The organism is Acinetobacter sp. BHS4 (assembly GCF_018454425.1).
Classification (GTDB): Bacteria; Pseudomonadota; Gammaproteobacteria; order Pseudomonadales; family Moraxellaceae; genus Acinetobacter; species Acinetobacter pittii.
This window is the reverse complement of sequence record NZ_CP075323.1, coordinates 3,218,737-3,233,702: the sequence shown is the minus strand read 5'-3', so window position 1 is coordinate 3,233,702 and position 14,966 is coordinate 3,218,737. Positions and strand designations below refer to the sequence as shown.

12 protein-coding genes are annotated in these 14,966 nt (G+C 39.0%); 4 read left to right on the top strand and 8 right to left on the bottom strand.

Annotated features, from left to right (window positions below):
- Nucleotides 1-57 precede the first annotated feature (57 nt).
- The 4 genes from KIP84_RS15550 to KIP84_RS15535 all read right to left on the bottom strand — a co-directional run bounded on the left by KIP84_RS15550 (nucleotide 58) and on the right by KIP84_RS15535 (nucleotide 5,437).
- On the bottom strand, nucleotides 58-852 hold the full coding sequence (locus KIP84_RS15550; protein WP_032005284.1) for a TIM barrel protein: 795 nt from the start codon (nucleotides 850-852) through the stop codon (nucleotides 58-60).
- A 13-nt stretch (nucleotides 853-865) separates the two neighbouring features.
- Complete coding sequence (locus tag KIP84_RS15545; protein ID WP_213688865.1) at nucleotides 866-1,735, bottom strand: NAD(P)-dependent oxidoreductase; 870 nt, start codon at nucleotides 1,733-1,735, stop codon at nucleotides 866-868.
- Between the two features lie 12 nt (nucleotides 1,736-1,747).
- A complete protein-coding gene (locus tag KIP84_RS15540) occupies nucleotides 1,748-2,536 on the bottom strand; it encodes a crotonase/enoyl-CoA hydratase family protein (protein ID WP_213688864.1) in 789 nt (262 codons plus the stop codon).
- 93 nt (nucleotides 2,537-2,629) lie between these two features.
- Complete coding sequence (locus tag KIP84_RS15535; protein WP_213688863.1) at nucleotides 2,630-5,437, bottom strand: ATP-binding protein; 2,808 nt, start codon at nucleotides 5,435-5,437, stop codon at nucleotides 2,630-2,632.
- Nucleotides 5,438-5,609: 172 nt separating this feature from the next.
- Here KIP84_RS15535 and cysM point away from each other — a divergent pair, with 172 nt between their 5' ends.
- The 4 genes from cysM to KIP84_RS15515 are packed head-to-tail and all read left to right on the top strand — an operon-like array spanning nucleotide 5,610 to nucleotide 11,102.
- Nucleotides 5,610-6,533 carry a cysteine synthase CysM gene (gene cysM, locus KIP84_RS15530; RefSeq protein WP_108009570.1) on the top strand — a complete coding sequence of 308 codons (924 nt, stop codon included), beginning with the start codon at nucleotides 5,610-5,612 and terminating at the stop codon, nucleotides 6,531-6,533.
- Between the two features lie 12 nt (nucleotides 6,534-6,545).
- A complete protein-coding gene (locus KIP84_RS15525) occupies nucleotides 6,546-7,364 on the top strand; it encodes a 3'-5' exonuclease (protein WP_005066255.1) in 819 nt (272 codons plus the stop codon).
- 9 nt (nucleotides 7,365-7,373) lie between these two features.
- On the top strand, nucleotides 7,374-8,765 hold the full coding sequence (gene rlmD, locus KIP84_RS15520; RefSeq protein ID WP_213688862.1) for a 23S rRNA (uracil(1939)-C(5))-methyltransferase RlmD: 1,392 nt from the start codon (nucleotides 7,374-7,376) through the stop codon (nucleotides 8,763-8,765).
- A 30-nt stretch (nucleotides 8,766-8,795) separates the two neighbouring features.
- Nucleotides 8,796-11,102: a bifunctional (p)ppGpp synthetase/guanosine-3',5'-bis(diphosphate) 3'-pyrophosphohydrolase gene (locus tag KIP84_RS15515; RefSeq protein ID WP_002117181.1), complete on the top strand. Its 2,307-nt coding sequence runs from the start codon at nucleotides 8,796-8,798 to the stop codon at nucleotides 11,100-11,102.
- Nucleotides 11,103-11,142: 40 nt separating this feature from the next.
- On the opposite strand, the gene KIP84_RS15510 is transcribed toward KIP84_RS15515, so the two are convergent.
- From KIP84_RS15510 to KIP84_RS15495, 4 genes are all read right to left on the bottom strand, one after another.
- Nucleotides 11,143-12,147, bottom strand: a complete 1,005-nt coding sequence (locus KIP84_RS15510; protein WP_213688861.1) for a CsgG/HfaB family protein — start codon at nucleotides 12,145-12,147, stop codon at nucleotides 11,143-11,145.
- 70 nt (nucleotides 12,148-12,217) lie between these two features.
- Nucleotides 12,218-12,820: a penicillin-binding protein activator LpoB gene (lpoB, locus tag KIP84_RS15505; RefSeq protein ID WP_063098120.1), complete on the bottom strand. Its 603-nt coding sequence runs from the start codon at nucleotides 12,818-12,820 to the stop codon at nucleotides 12,218-12,220.
- Nucleotides 12,821-12,873: 53 nt separating this feature from the next.
- Entirely contained in the window at nucleotides 12,874-13,284 is a 411-nt protein-coding gene (locus KIP84_RS15500; RefSeq protein ID WP_063098121.1) for a DUF1425 domain-containing protein, read from the bottom strand.
- Nucleotides 13,285-13,303: 19 nt separating this feature from the next.
- Nucleotides 13,304-14,617, bottom strand: a complete 1,314-nt coding sequence (locus KIP84_RS15495) for a hypothetical protein (protein ID WP_228308313.1) — start codon at nucleotides 14,615-14,617, stop codon at nucleotides 13,304-13,306.
- Nucleotides 14,618-14,966: the final 349 nt, after the last annotated feature.

Here is a 14,966-nt window from a genome sequence, read left to right as displayed (position 1 = left end):
ACTCACTATCTAATATAGTGGTTTTTGCGCTAAATTTCAAACAGAAGTCGTAACAGTTTATATATTTACATCATCAGAAAAGTATTTTTTCTTCCATGTAAACGACTGATTTGAACCATTTTCAGGTTTATATTCCGCTGCAATATAGTTCTGATATGAACTTTGCTTTAACCAAGAAAAAATTTGTTCATAAGGAATTTGAGCTGTATCAGGCTCATGGCGGCCCGGACAATCTGCAAATTGAATATGTCCAATTAAGTTAATATTCTCTTGCAAACCCTCAAGTACATCTTCCCCCATCATGGCCATGTGATAGCAGTCATATTGCATTTTGAGAGCAGGGTGATTGACTGCTTCTAGCATTTCTTGGCCCTGCGCAATGTTCTGTACCAAAAAGCGAGGCATATCCGTGCCATTAATCATTTCAAAAACGGGTTCTATATCATGTTCACTGAGTAAGTTGCAGGCAAGTTTTAAATTGGCTGCTAGTGTTTTTAAACAAGGAAGTAAGTCAGCATCTAGTGGTTGCTTACCCGCCAAAATATTAACACGAGGAACGTTTAAAGCCGTGGCATAGCTAATAGCCAATTCTAATGCCTCATGGAAAGCTGTTTCTTGGCCGGGAATGCCTGCTAAACCGTTTCCGCCTTGCATAAGATCACCTGCAGGCACATTAATTAAACAAAGGCTGAGGTTGTAGTGTTCGAGTTGAGTTTGAATATCTGTAATAGACAATTCATAAGGAAATTGAATTTCGACATATTCAAAGCCCTGAGCATGGGCCAGAGCAAAGCGTTCAATTAAAGGAACTTCTGTAAAAATCATGGATAAATTGACTGCAAGACGACCCATACTCAAACTCCGTTTATTTTTGCTCTATTAATTGAATCATAGTAGCTAAATCTTTCTCGGCAAAGCCATTTTTTTGGTGAGTTTGTAGCTGTAATAGAGCTTTTTGTGCAACTGGGATATCTAAATTAACATTGTTAGCCAATGTTACTGCGTTGTTAAGATCCTTTGATAATGTTTGAACTTTCCACTGAACAGGTTCAAAGGTATGAGTTGCCATACGTGGGGTGAGAATTTGAAAAGGTTTTGAATCTGCAAATCCACCCGCTAAAGCTGGAGCGAGCAAAGTCGTATCTACACCTGCTCGATCTGCAAGAGCAACAGCTTCTGCAATAAGCGCACTGTTGGCTGCAACAATGAGTTGATTGCAGATTTTGGTGGCTTGGCCAGTTCCTGTATCTCCCATCCGTGTTACACGTTGAGATAAAACATTATAAACATGCGTTAATTCTGTAATGGTTTGAGCATCACCACCTGCAAAAATAACAAGCGTGCCTTGTTCAGCACCAGCGGTTCCACCTGATACAGGTGAATCAATCCAAATAACGTCATGTGTGGCAGCAGTTTGAGCAAGCGTTTTTGTTGCAGCAACAGATAAGCTCGAGAAATCAACAATTACCTGTTTAGCTTTTAAATTAGGCTGAATTTGTTCAAATACAGTTTGTACAGCTTTGTCATCTGCTAGACAGGTCAAAATAACAGGATATTCGCCAATATTTATAAGATCTAAAGGCTGTGCGCCGATATCAATCAGTTCTTCACATGCAGAAAAGGTTCGATTCCAAACCGCAACTTGAAAGCCAGCTTGAATAAGGCGGGTTGCCATGCGGCTCCCCATAAGCCCTATACCTAAAAAAGCAATAGGGGTGTTGCGATCAAAATTCATAATCTAAGCTCTTTATTTATATTGGCGTGGTAAAAAATTAACTTCCGGATGTTTGTCTTTTTTACGAGCAAGTTTGCTATTTTTACCAAGTAATAATTTAAGTTGCCAGATTTTTTCTAGACGCAATGATTTTTCTGGTTGGTGCTCCATCGCATCAAGTACACGTTTTGCCGCAGTGAGAGCATCAGGTGAGCGTTGTAACATTTCAGTGGCAATTTCATTGGCTTTTTCTAGCGGAGAGTCACTTAAATGAGTGACAAGACCAATTTCTTTTGCATAATCTCCATCAAAAACACGGGCTGTTAAGGTAAGTTCTTTTGCAAGATCAACGCCAATTAGTCCCTTCAAGGAGCGAGTAAGTCCCATATCTGGAACTAAGCCCCAACGGCTTTCCATAATCGACATTTTAGTGTCTGGATGAGAAATGCGAATATCAGCTGCTAAGGCAAGTTGCATTCCGGCGCCAAAACAATATCCTTCAAGAGCTGCAATTACAGGTACAGGTAAATTTTGCCAAATCAGGAATGCTTTTTGGAACAAGCTTTGTCCAGGCTTCACAAGCTCCCAAATGGCAAAGGCAGAATTTTTAGGATTGTTGAGGTCAGATAAATCAATTCCGGCACTAAATACTTGTGCTTCGCCAGTCAAAATTACACAGCGGATCTCTCGGTCTTTTTGTATGGCTTTAGCCGTTGAAACAAGTTCTTTGAGGAGAGCGAAACTCATGGCATTACGTTTATCCGGACGGTTTAGATAAACTGTCGCAATGCCATTATTCTTTTCAATACGTAAAAGTGCCATGAAATTCCCGCTTATTTTTTTATCGATAAGCGGAGCATAACATGGCTGTAATTTGGAAACATGACAGCTCAGTCATGCCATTTGGTAGATATCTTAGTCAGGGATTACTAAGATTTGATGAGCAGCACTTTCTACTTCTTTTACAACAAGTCCTAACTCGTCGAAGCGTCTCATAACTTCTTCAATAAAGCTTTCATCCGCTATGCGGCGTTCTTTGCGTAGTGTTGAAATAAATTGCTCAAAGTCACCTGTCACTTGTTGTAGTTTTGGAGTCCCTACATAGCGAGTAGCACCATAGAGGCGATGTAAAATATGCTCAAGTTGAGGGAAGTCTTCAAGCTCAATGAGCTGCTGCATTTCATCAAGCTCAGTTGGAAAACTATCAACTAACATTTTAAGTAGATCTTGCGCTAAGTCTTCTTTATTTGCTGCAAGCTGCAAACTTTGTTGCCAGTTTAGAATTTCTGGGTCTAATGCTTCTGCAACGACATGATGGTCTTTATCTGGAGCTTTTGCTGTAAAGTTGTTTTTAGTCCATTGCGTTAAGATCTGGATAATTTGTTCCATTTGAATTGGCTTGGTGACATAGTCATTCATGCCGACTTTAAGGAGTTTTTGTTTTTCATCCGCGAGGGCATGGGCTGTTAATGCAATAATTGGAAGCTGCATTTCACCATCTAAAGTCGACTCTAATGAGCGAATAGCGCGAGTTGTATCAATACCTGACATGACAGGCATTTGAATATCCATGAATACTAGATCAAATGGTTTGAGTTTCTGATCAATTCGCTCTTGAATTAGATTGAGCGCTTCTTGACCACTGATTGCTTTAGTTGTTCTAACGTTAAGTTCACCCAGTAGGGCTTCTAAAACAATTAAGTTAGGTAAATGGTCATCCACTGCCAGAATGTGTAAACCCTGACCATTGAAATCTTGTTGTTCCTCTTCAAAAATAGGTTGATCATTTAATAATTGAATGAGTCCGCTTCGGCTGAGCGGTTGATAGAGAGGGCGAGCACGATATTCAGTGAGCATATTTGGCTCAAGCGTCATTTGATAGCCATAAACTGCCAAATTACCTTGATAACGACTACGAATTTCTTTTAATAACGCTTCAGTATCGCCGCTGTGGTCAACAATGAGCCATGTATTATCTTTCTGATCAAGATGTTTTAAACGACTAAACAAGTCCAGAATAGATTGTGTCTCGATGTGAGGAACATGATAGTTTTCAAGGTAATAACGTAAAACACTCGCTGTAGCAGGGTGCGCAAGATAAGACACCACTTGTAAATGTTCAAAGTGCGGGTGTTCAATCTCGTAATCTTCATCTACTACAAATTGTGCTGTAAACCAGAAGGTTGAGCCTTTTTCTGTTGGAGCACGTTCCTGATTGTCCTCAAAGCCAATTTGGCCATGCATCAGATGGACAAGCTGTTTAGAAATAGCTAAACCTAAACCTGTACCGCCAAATTGGCGTGTAACAGATGCATCACCTTGCGAGAATGATTCAAATAATTTTTTACGATCTGTGCCGCTTAAACCAATACCACTGTCTTGAACACTAAAATGAAGTAGGCACTGTCCAATATCATCATGTTCCATACGAACACGAACAATAATTTCGCCATCTGGAGTGAACTTAATCGCATTTGAAATCAAATTAGTCAGAATTTGTTTAAAGCGTAAAGCATCACCAATCACTTGTTGTGGAATGTTGTCTGCATAATAAAACGCCATTGCGATATGCTTTTGGGCAGCCAGTGGAGACAGCATATCCATGACATCAAAGACAGCTTCTTCTAAATCAAATGGTGCTGTCTCGAGCTCTAATTTACCCGCATCAATTTTTGAGAAATCTAATACATCATTAATTAATGCTAATAAATGGGCAGATGATTTGCGAATGGTTTGCAGGTAAAGGTTTTGTTCGTTATTTAGATTTTGCTGACGAAGTAATAAATGAATAAAGCCATCAATACTGTTGAGAGGTGTTCGAAGCTCATGACTAATATTAGCAAGGAAAACTGATTTGGCTTGGTTTGAAGAAATCGCTTGGTCACGTGCTTGACGATAAGTGATGTTTTGAACTTCTAAAGTATCTAACGTTCTGCGTAAGTCTTCTTCTGTTTGTTCGGTGTGTTCTTTTAACTCTAAAAAGCTAAAATGCAATCGTTTAACAACGTTTGCAATATCACGCTGTAACAAGCGCAGTTCACCCGTACTGTTAATGACCATATGCTGGTCTAACGTGTCTGCATTTAAACGTTGCAACTGCATGCGAATTTCGTACATCGGCGCAATCCAGCGACGCGAATAAAAATTCAAGCAAAGTAAAAGCAATAGTAAGGTCATTAAGCCGGTAATGACGAGGGCAATTAAAATGCGGTAACGCGCCAGCTCTAGTGGCTGATTGTCCATTTCAATGACGAGCCAGACAGGTGCTTTTCCTGGCGTGTCGCTAATCCGCTGTCCATAAATATTGTTGTGGTTATAAGAGATTGGACCAAAAAAACCACTATTTTGTGTAAAGTTTGGCCAATAACGATTGTCGCGATAACCGATACTTAAATAGGTCTGACCATTGCTATCAATTAATGCAGCACGTTTTAGGTTTTTTTCACTAAACATGCTTTGCATGATGTGTTGGGCGTGATCATATTCATCGGGCTGTAGTTCAACCAGTTTATATAAATCGATCGCGATTTGATTGTAGCGAGCTAAAATTGCTGAGGCATGATGTAGCTGTTGTTGTTTTACTGAATGTGAGGTTTCAGTTAAAACCAGAAAAGCACCAACACACGTTAAAATCATAATGGGCACAAAAATCAGAGCAATTAATTGCCCATATGCATGATTCAGACGTAAGCGTTTCGATAAGGTTTTATTGAAATTAGACATGGCTACATCAGATTTATCTCTCTGTACGGCATCTTATCACGCTTTATTTTAAAACAGACGGCATTTTATAAATGACCGAGCTTTAATCGCTTTCATGAAAAAGCATATTGAAATGGGTGCAGTACCGAGCATTTTTTCATACAATAGGCCCACCTCGATATAGGTGTTGATCATGAGTAATACACAACCTGATTTTTTAGCCGACGAATTTTTGTTAGATCACTATGTAGGTAACACACCTCTAGTCCGTTTGCAGCGCTTGGCGTGTCACACGCAGGCAACGGTTTTAGCAAAATTGGAAGGTAATAATCCGGCAGGTTCTGTAAAAGACCGTCCAGCATATAACATGATTATGCAGGCAGAAAAACGTGGTCAAATTAAGCCAGAAGATACCTTAATTGAGGCAACCAGTGGAAACACGGGTATTGCTTTAGCAATGGTTGCTGCAATGCGTGGCTATAAAATGAAATTAATCATGCCGGGGAATTCAAGTCAGGAGCGTAAGGATGCAATGCGTGCTTATGGCGCAGAATTGATTGAAGCACCGAATATGGAAGCTGCACGTGATATGGCTTTGCAAATGCAAGCTGAAGGTCTAGGTCTGGTCCTTAATCAATTTGGTAATCCAGATAATGTCGAAGCTCATTACCTCACCACTGGCCCTGAAATTTGGAAGCAAACAGGTGGGAAGATTACTCATTTTGTGAGTTCAATGGGTACAACCGGTACCATTATGGGTGTTTCTAAGTATTTAAAAGAACAAAACCCAGATATTCAAATTATTGGTTTACAGCCTTCTGAAGGTTCAAATATTGCTGGCATTCGCCGTTGGCCACAAGAATATTTACCTACGATTTTCGAACCAAAGCGTGTTGATCAAATTATGGATATTCCGCAAATTGAAGCGGAAAAAACGGCTCGCCGTTTAGCACGTCAGGAAGGAATTAGTGCAGGTACATCTTCTGGTGGAGCAGTGTGGGCTTCAGTAAAAATTGCAGAAGAAAATCCGGATGCTGTTATTGTTTGCATTATCTGTGACCGTGGCGATCGCTACTTGTCTACAGGTCTGTTTTCAGTACAGGACGATAACTCATAATTGAGAGAAATAATGCGTTTCCCTACCTTAGTTTTTGATATTGAAACTTTAACTGATTTAAAAGCGGGTGCGCATTTATATCATCTTGATTTACCTGAAGCCGATGTAGAGCAAGCATTGACGAAAATCCGTCGCCAAGAATCTGGTATGGATTTTCAGCGTTTGCCTTTACATGAAATTGTTTGTATCTCTGGCTTATGGATCGATGAGTCTGGTTTTCGATTATTTTCTTTTAGTCGAGAACAATATTCTGAAGCAGAAATTTTACAGAAATTTTTATCTATTTTTGATAAGCGCCATCCGACGCTAGTAAGTTGGAATGGTTCGCAATTTGATTTACCAGTTATCCTATTTCGCGCTATGTATCATGGGCTATCTGCCCCCGGTCTGTTTGATCAAGGCGAGATTGATAGCCAGAAGCGTTTTAATAATTACCAAAACCGTTATCACCATCGCCATATAGACTTAATGGACGTGATGGCAATGTTTAATGGCCGTAATTTTCAAAAGCTTGACGATATTGCCTGTATTTTAGGTTTGCCGGGTAAGCGTGGTGAGTCGGGTTATCATGTGCCTGAATATGTTCGTAATCAACAGTGGTTAAAATTAACGAGCTATTGTGAAGGGGATGTGCTCAATACGTGGTTTATTTATTTGCGTTGGTTAGTACTAAAAGGCCAATTAAATGCAGATGAACATAACCATTGGATTAGTTCGAGTATTGAATATTTACAGACCATGCCACAGCAGGCTGATTTTCTTGAAGTATGGGAACGCACTTCAAAACATACTGAATTTACTTCTCACTATTTTAATTCTTCAGATTTTTAGGTTCATTCTTTGAAACAACAAGCCAAATCTCGCAACCTTCAACAACCAGAATATATTTTTCAGGTTGAAACACTTTCTCATGAGGGGCGGGGAATTGCGCATTATGGTTCTCATCCAGATCATCCGGCAGATAAGCATGGCAAAAAAGTTTTTATTCGTTATGCATTGCCAGGAGAAACTGTAAAAGCTCGGATTACCCATCAAGCGAAGCGTCTTGAAGAAGCTGAAATGTTGCAGTTGTTAGGAGAACCTTCATCACATCGTATCGAGGCAATTTGTCCTCATTATGGTATCTGTGGTGGATGTAGCATGCAGCATATTCACCCTGATGAACAAATCCGTTTAAAACAAAGTGTACTTCAGTCACATTTACAGCATTTTGCAGGTATTCAGCCTGAACAGTGGCTAGAACCGATTCGATCTTTACAAAGCGATTATCGTCGTCGTGCTCGAATCGGTGTGCGCTATTTGCCAAAACCAGATCGCTTAATTATGGGTTTTCGCGAACATCATAGTAATCGTCTAACTTCGATTCATAGCTGTAGTGTTTTGGATAAAAACTTATCAAATAGTCTGCCTGAGTTACGCACTTTACTCCAAAGTCTAAAAGGCAAAGCGCGCATTGGTCATGTAGAATTAGCAAAAGGTGATAATGAAATTTCTTTATTGGTTCGTCATGTAGAAAAATTAAACAATTCTGATGTCAACCAATTAAAGCAATTTGCGTTACACAAAGGGTGGCAGTTGTATTTGCAACCTAAAGGTCCTGAAAGCATTCATCGTATTGATGATGAACAAGGTGCTTTACGTTTACACTATGCCTTAGAAGGGTTTAATGTAAATTTTGCTTTTTCGCCATTGGATTTTACTCAGGTCAATGCCACAGTAAATGAACAGATGGTTCAATTGGCATGTGAATTGCTTCAGTTGCAACCAGGTGAAAAGGTACTTGATCTATTTTGTGGTTTGGGCAATTTCTCACTCCCGTTAGCACGATGTGTTGGTGAGAGTGGTCAGGTTGTCGGTGTTGAAGGGAGTGAAGAAATGGTGCAGCGAGCAACAACTAATGCGAAATGCAATAGTTTGGTGCAAGCAACCTTCTTTTCACAAGATTTAACAAAAGATTTTTCGCATCATTCTTGGGCAAATCAAGGATTTGATGCATTATTGATTGATCCTCCTCGTGCTGGTGCATATGAAATTATGCAGTATGTATCAAATTTTGGAGCAAAAAGAATCGTTTATGTATCATGTAATCCAGCTACACTGGCAAGGGATGCGGGTGTTTTGGTCCAATATGGTTACCAGTTAAAAAAAGCAGCAGTGATGGACATGTTTACGCATACCGAACATGTTGAATCCATTGCACTATTTGAAAAAATTCAAGAGATAAACGATTAAAAACATGAGTTACATATTGAGGAGAATGGTATGGTCACAGTACGTGAACAGTTACCTGAACAACTAACCGAGTTGTCAGAGGAAACGACTGTAGAGCATGCCGCCGAAACGCAAATCGGTTTAGCCTCATGGTTGGATCGGGTGCGTGAAATATTAGATGGGGCGGAGCTTGAACAACTTGAAAAAGTCGCTCATTTAACCCTGCAAAAAGAGTTAGATTCAACGGTTAATCATCGTTCCAATACTTTTGCTACAGGCGTTGGAATGGCCGACATTCTGGCACATCTCCATGTAGATGAAGATACTTTATCAGCAGCAATGCTTTATCGTAGTGTGCGTGAAGGCATTACCGATATAGAAGAAGTAAAACAGAAATTCGGGGAGCAAGTTTACAACCTTGTCAAAGGTACTTTGGCAATGGGTAAACTCTCAGAACTTATTGAAAAAAATAAACGGTTAGAAGATCACTTTAATAATAATCAACGAGAACATCTAAGCGGCATTTATAAAATGCTGATTTCGGTGACCGAAGATGTTCGTGTTGTTTTAATTAAACTTGCTGAACGTACTTATTCTTTGCGAGAGCTTGCAAATTCCTCTCGTGAACGCCAAGAACGTGTAGCGCGTGAAATTCTTACTATTTATTCGCCGTTGGCACATCGACTTGGTATTGCTCAGCTTAAATGGGAACTTGAAGATCTAGCGTTTCGCTATTTGGCTCCAGATCGCTATAAAGAGATTGCTTCATTACTCAATGAAAAGCGTTTAGAGCGTGAGCATTATATTCAGTTCGTCATTGACCGTTTGAAAAATGAGTTAGCGTCTTACGGCATTGAAGCTGAAATTACAGGGCGTGCAAAACACATTTATTCGATTTATCGAAAAATGAAGAGCAAAAACCTGAGCTTCGACCAACTTTATGACATTCGTGCTTTGCGTGTGTTGGTCAATAGTGTGCCAGAGTGTTACCACTCTTTAGGTATCGTACATCAAATCTGGCGTCATATTCCGCATCAGTTTGATGACTATATTACCAATCCGAAAGCCAATGGTTACCGTTCTTTGCATACGGCTGTAATTGCTGAAAATAAATCTCTTGAAGTGCAAATTCGTACTCATGAGATGCATGATGAAGCAGAGTTAGGCGTATGTTCACACTTTAACTATAAAGAAGGTTCAAAGAATACCGACCATTCCTTTAACCATCGTTTGCATTCATTACGTGCTGTTTTAGAACACTATCAAGAGCGTAATGAAACGACGGTACATCAAAACGAAGATGAAACAGAAGGCTTTGAACAGTTACAAGACTTTGAGGGCTTTGAGAAGATTTATGTTTTCAGTCGTGATGGTGATATTAAGGAATTGCCGCGTGGCTCAACAGTTTTAGATTTTGCCTATCATGTGCATACAGAAGTAGGGAATAAGTGTTATGCAGCGCGGGTCAACCAGCGTTATGTGCCACTTACCTATACTTTAAAAACGGGTGAGCAGGTTGAAATTTTAACTAAAAAAGATCGTGAACCAAACCGTGACTGGTTGGTGAACTCTCTGGGTTATATCAAAACCTCTCGTGCACGTGACAAGTTGCGTCATTGGTTTAGACAGCAAGACCGTAGTAAGAATCTTGAAGTAGGCCGAGAACTGCTTAATAAAGAGTTGGCTCGTCTTGCGATTCACCCAAAAAGTATCGACCTAAATGATTATTCATCACATTTTAATGTGAAGACTGGCGACGACATTTTGGTGAATCTGGTCAGTGGCGATATTAGCTTACATGCCCTGATTAATCAGGTGAACCGCCAAATGCATCTAGATCAGGATGAGCCTGAACTAGTACTTAAACCAACATTAAATCCACGTGCCAGCCATACGCTATCAGCACATGGCATTTTAATTGATGGTTTAGATAATGTAGAGCTGCACATCGCTCAGTGCTGTCAGCCAGTGCATGGTGAATCAATCGCTGGATATATTACTTTGAACCGTGGTGTCAGCATCCATAAAGTCATTTGCTCTGACTATCAGCGTATGATTAAGCAAGAGCCAGAGCGTGCTGTTGAAGCTGATTGGGAAATGCAGCCAACACGTGGTCAAAGCGTTCAGATTGTGGTGGAAGCTTATGATCGTCGTGGTCTGCTTAAAGACTTAACTCAAGTGATTTTCTCTGACCAAATCAATATTCGTCAGGTCAATACAATTTCTGAGGCAGATGGTATTGCTAATATGAAGTTGCTCATTGAGGTTAAAGGTTTAGCGCAGCTTTCACGTTTATTGGCTCGCCTAGAGCAGCAACCTGGAATCATTAGTGCACGACGCATGATTCAAGGTGTTTAATAAATTAAATAAAAAGGCTGTCAAATGACAGCCTTTTTATTTACCAGCGAATTGGTTTTTCGCTAGAACCTGAAGGAAGATCTGCATCTGATAATGGTGAAGAATTTACCTCATTATCAAAACTATCTTCGTTTTGAGAGTAATGATTTGATTTCAAAGATAAACCACGCAATACATCATTAACGACTTGATCTGCGAAAATTTCGGTACTAGAAGGTGAGGTATCTTGTGTGACTAAATTGCCAACATTTGCTTGTGGTGGTTGCTTAATAGAACCAGCTGCTGCAATTTTGCCTGTATTTACTTCAATTACACGCCAGTTTAATTTAATCGCATCACGTTCGGCTGGAACTGCGCCGTAAAAAGATTGACCTTGAACCGTGCGGGCTTCATTAATTCTACCAACAAGAATATAGTCTGCACCCACTTTTTGGGCAATTCTTGCCATTTCGGATGGCGCACCATCCCAAGCGAGGAATGCATTTTCGCTTGCCATCTCTTCAATATAATCTCGACTTACTAAACTTAGTTGTCGTGAATTTGCCATTTGCGTACCAATTAGATCCGCTACTTCCTGCACAAACTCATATGGGTCTTCACCCGATGCTAAGTTAAATTTTGACTCAACTACTTGAAAAGGAAAAACTGCGATTCTTCGTAAATGTTGATCAGCTACATTTGATTGATATTTACTAATATAAGCTCGAACGCGGGCTTTATAATTTTTACCTGAACCAGAAACACTAAGCACTTGAAAACGGTTAATTGCACCTGAAGACTCTGTTTGTACACTGAACACAGGTGAGCTTTTGCCTTGATATGACCAGTGGTGATCTGTCATAACCATATTAACTTCTTCAGCCATCCCCATTTGTGAACTTACTTTTGTTCCATTCACAGATTGAGCTGCTGTCAATAAAGCTTCTGCAATAGCTTGTTGCTGGGTTGGTCCACTACCTGAAGCTTCTTTCATCACTTCTTGTAACGCGGCAAAACTTGAGGTGGCAGTAAGACTTAATAGTACTGCGCAAAATATTTTTCTCATAAAGGCTCTTTTTATTCATAGAGCATAGCAATTAATAATTGCCATGCTATAAAGGATTATTTAGAAAAGCTTATAAGCCGAATGTAGATTTTTTTGCAGATTTGCGAATTTCTTTTTCACTGGTCCATTCAACGATTCCAGTTTTTAAATTCAGTAGTTTTAAAGTGAATTTATAGTAAACATCACTCTTGCCGCCCGAGTTTTTAACGATGCTAGATAAATTACCATTCAGCATATACTCAGCACCAATCTGTGAACCAGATTTTACTGCAGTACGTTTATCTACCATTCCGCTACGTTGTTGATACGCCATCTGGTCGGCTACTGCACCCACAGAAGTCATGTCTACAAAGCGGAATTTTCCTGAATTGATTAGACGGTTTTGAATTGTATCGGTAATAGACTCTGTATCGATATGTTCTTGAGATTTGTTTTTAATTTTGTCAACAAATAAAACAGGACGACGATTTTTGGTCATATCAATAATTGGTGGGAAGGCAAGCATGTCATCCACCATTTTTGTCGCAATTTGCTGTAAGTCCGTAGAACCAAAATCTTTTGTTAAAGTTTCAACAGATTGCGCATCACCATAGCTAACGGTTTGTGAAGCACAACCAGAAAAAAGTGCAGCGCTACTCATTGCTGTAATTATGAATAGTGATTTAATTTTCATTAAAATGTCCTGTATCTATCTTTAAATAATATTGTGAATTTAGGTTTAAAAACTTAATCTTTTTTCATGTAAATCAATACATCGACTGCACTAGGGTTAGGTGCAACTGACTGAACAGTTTTAACTTCACGACCTTGTAAGCTAATAGGTTTCCAAATTGCGCCTTCTGGATTAATTTCAGTTCCTTCCGCATCAAACCATACAACTTTGTATTGGAAGTCTTGGGCATAGAACCAACCATTTTTCAATGCAAGTGAAGCGCGTTTGATGTCACCTAAAGTCGTCATGTTGATTCGACTAACACCAATACGGGTAGCTAAAACAGGGTTGCTGGTCTGTGTACGAACAGTACTTTTGCCTGTTACGCTATCTGTTTTCGTTTGCATAGCATTTGGAGCTGTACAACCTGTAAAAAACGCAGATGCAATTGAGAGTAGGCTCAAATAAATTACGGCCTTTTTCATTTTGAATATCCTTTAATCATTAATGAGTAATAGCAAAACTATCGGTTAAAATTTCTTGATTTGCTTCTATGCCATGAATAAACACAGTTTGATTTGGCTTCACATCAATATTGAGTTCTTGAGTCATATAGCCATTTTTTAGTTGGATAGTATGAGTGCCTGTTGGCAAAGTGAGACGAGCAACTTGAGCATTACTTGGTAGAGTATTCCACGCACGAACATCGGCTTTTTCAGAAGCTGTGTTGTAGATGTTCCCAGCAATTTGACCAATAGCCCCTAGGTGATTCCCAAGTTCTTTTTGGACCATATATTTTGCTGTTGTGCGCGCAATTTGCGATGTCATATTGGCAGCTACATTTTCTTTTAGGGTTTTTACAGCTAATGCACCTATATCAGTTAAGGTAGAGGTGTTAGTCATAGGTCTACCATTTACAAGTACCTGAAGACTAGTAGGGCTTTTATAAGTAGAGGGGTTGTAGCTAGCAAATGAAATATTGATCAAGCCGTTTGGAGTAGGCAATGCAAATGTATTGGGTATTTTTTGAGGTACTAGGCCTTGCTCTAAGAAAATTACAACTGGATATTGTTGAGATTTTTTACCTGAAGAGATGTCTAAGCGTTTAACATCATTTTTAATGAAGTCATTAGGCTGCAATTCATAAGCTTTTTTGAAGTCAACGAGGGCATCGTTTTCTTCTCCTAATGCTTCCCAAAGAGTGGCTGCCATGTAAAATGCATAAGCATTTTGATATGTATTTTTAACTTTCCCAGCAATTGTATCTAGGCCAGCAAAAGCTTCGTCAAAGTTCTGATTATGATCGGAACCAGCTTTTTCTTTAGCTTTTTCAGCTTCCTTCGTGTGGGCGAGTTCAATTTCACGCTGAATACGTTGGGCGATACGCATTTCTACACCAGCGCTTTCTGGATTATTGAGAGCCATAAAGTTTATGGCTTGATAAACATGCGCTAAAACTTGCTCATATTCTGGGATTTTGTAAGGAATAACACTGTCATTACTCACAAGTGAGAGAGCTTTAAATCCGAGCTCTGAGGCACTAATTTTTGCTTTATTATTTCTTTGTTCTAATAGTACAAATGCAGCTTCAAAGGATTTCTTACTTTCTTCATATTGATGATTAGCTTGTTGTAAACGACCTTTTTCAAGTAGGTAGAGTGCAGCATCGCTCCCTTTAGCTTTTTTATCTAAAAATTTATGAGTTTCTTCTGGAATGGGTTGCGTGAGGTTTGCACGGAAGCTCTGAGCGGTTTGATTGTAGTCATCAAAAAAGCCAGCTTGAGCAGTAGGTAAAACACTGCTAAATAGAATAGCCAGAAAAGTTTTTTTGTGTCGTTGTGATTGCTTAATTATTGAAAAATCTGTCACAAAAAATACTCACAAGTTTACAAAAATAAACGAACTATAATTTTGTAAAGTGAGTATTTCAATAATTTTATTAACTATTAGTTTTATTTGTTCTATTGAAGAGTAAACGCAAAGCCTTATCTAATATAGCGTTAAAGGGTTTTGAAGCTTTATATTTTAAGTGTTTGTTTGTTTGATAAATAATCTAATTAAGTTTTTATAATAATTTTAATCTTAGCTTTTAAGTTTTATTTATCGCTTTAATCATAATTAATTGGATTCTTAAATTTAAATAATTGATATGTTTATTTTTTTTAAT

What these genes read in the sequence shown, in the direction of transcription:
- KIP84_RS15550 (WP_032005284.1), bottom strand. Translation starts at nt 852, where the DNA reads ATGGGTCGTCTTGCAGTCAATTTATCCATGATTTTTACAGAAGTTCCT.
- KIP84_RS15545 (WP_213688865.1), bottom strand. Translation starts at nt 1,735, where the DNA reads ATGAATTTTGATCGCAACACCCCTATTGCTTTTTTAGGTATAGGGCTT.
- KIP84_RS15540 (WP_213688864.1), bottom strand. Translation starts at nt 2,536, where the DNA reads ATGGCACTTTTACGTATTGAAAAGAATAATGGCATTGCGACAGTTTAT.
- KIP84_RS15535 (WP_213688863.1), bottom strand. Translation starts at nt 5,437, where the DNA reads ATGTCTAATTTCAATAAAACCTTATCGAAACGCTTACGTCTGAATCAT.
- cysM (WP_108009570.1), top strand. Translation starts at nt 5,610, where the DNA reads ATGAGTAATACACAACCTGATTTTTTAGCCGACGAATTTTTGTTAGAT.
- KIP84_RS15525 (WP_005066255.1), top strand. Translation starts at nt 6,546, where the DNA reads ATGCGTTTCCCTACCTTAGTTTTTGATATTGAAACTTTAACTGATTTA.
- KIP84_RS15515 (WP_002117181.1), top strand. Translation starts at nt 8,796, where the DNA reads ATGGTCACAGTACGTGAACAGTTACCTGAACAACTAACCGAGTTGTCA.
- KIP84_RS15510 (WP_213688861.1), bottom strand. Translation starts at nt 12,147, where the DNA reads ATGAGAAAAATATTTTGCGCAGTACTATTAAGTCTTACTGCCACCTCA.
- lpoB (WP_063098120.1), bottom strand. Translation starts at nt 12,820, where the DNA reads ATGAAAATTAAATCACTATTCATAATTACAGCAATGAGTAGCGCTGCA.
- KIP84_RS15500 (WP_063098121.1), bottom strand. Translation starts at nt 13,284, where the DNA reads ATGAAAAAGGCCGTAATTTATTTGAGCCTACTCTCAATTGCATCTGCG.